The sequence below is a fragment of the Clostridium peptidivorans genome (assembly GCF_900205925.1).
In the GTDB taxonomy this organism is placed as follows: Bacteria; Bacillota; Clostridia; order Clostridiales; family Clostridiaceae; genus Clostridium_AK; species Clostridium_AK peptidivorans.
Genome location: NZ_OAOD01000053.1, coordinates 1 through 1159, shown reverse-complemented (window position 1 = coordinate 1159; position 1159 = coordinate 1). Strand labels below are relative to the sequence as shown.

Sequence of the window (1159 nt, the reverse complement as noted above, 5' to 3'; positions counted from 1 at the left end):
ATAGGAACAATAGGTCACGTAGACCATGGTAAGACAACATTAACAGCAGCAATAACAACAGTATTAGCAAAAAAAGGATTTGCAGAAGCATTTGATTATGCTTCAATAGATAAAGCACCAGAAGAAAGAGAAAGAGGAATTACAATCAACACAGCACACGTTGAATATGAAACAGAAAATAGACACTATGCGCACGTTGATTGTCCAGGACATGCTGACTATGTTAAGAACATGATAACAGGAGCAGCACAGATGGATGGAGCTATCTTAGTTGTAAGCGCAGCAGATGGTCCAATGCCACAGACAAGAGAACACATACTACTAGCTTCCAGAGTAGGAGTTGAAAGAATAGTAGTATTCTTAAATAAAGCAGATATGGTAGATGATCCAGAATTAATCGAATTAGTAGAAATGGAAATAAGAGAATTATTAAGTGAATACGGATTCGATGGAGACGAAGCACCAATCGTAGTAGGATCAGCACTACAAGCATTAGAAAACCCAACAGATGAAGAAAAAATAAAGCCAATAATGGACTTAATGGCAGCAGTAGATGAATATATCCCAACTCCAGAAAGAGCAACTGACAAACCATTCTTAATGCCAGTAGAAGATATCTTCACAATAACAGGAAGAGGAACAGTTGCAACAGGAAGAGTTGAATCAGGAATATTAAAAGTAGCCGACGAAGTAGAAGTAGTAGGATTAAGTGCTGAAAAGAAAAAGACAGTAGTAACAGGAATAGAAATGTTCAGAAAGTTACTTGACTCAGCAATGGCAGGAGATAACATCGGAGCATTATTAAGAGGAGTACAGAGAGATGACATCGAAAGAGGTCAAGTATTAGCAGCACCAAATTCTGTACACCCACACAAGAAATTCGTAGGTCAGGTATACGTATTAAAGAAAGAAGAAGGCGGAAGACACACACCATTCTTCGATGGATATAGACCACAGTTCTATTTCAGAACAACAGACGTTACAGGTTCAATCAAATTACCAGATGGAATGGAAATGGTAATGCCAGGAGACCACATAGACATGAAAGTTGAATTAATCACTCCAATAGCTATGGATGAAGGATTAAGATTCGCTATCAGAGAAGGTGGAAGAACAGTAGGTTCAGGTGTTGTTACTACAATAGAAGAATAATAAAAAA

1 protein-coding gene is annotated in these 1159 nt (G+C 37.8%); it reads left to right on the top strand.

Going from position 1 to position 1159, the window contains the following annotated elements; genetic code table 11:
- A partial coding sequence (gene tuf / locus CRN98_RS17270; protein WP_097028642.1) for an elongation factor Tu occupies window positions 1-1152 on the top strand: 1152 nt, incomplete at its 5' end.
- Window positions 1153-1159: the final 7 nt, after the last annotated feature.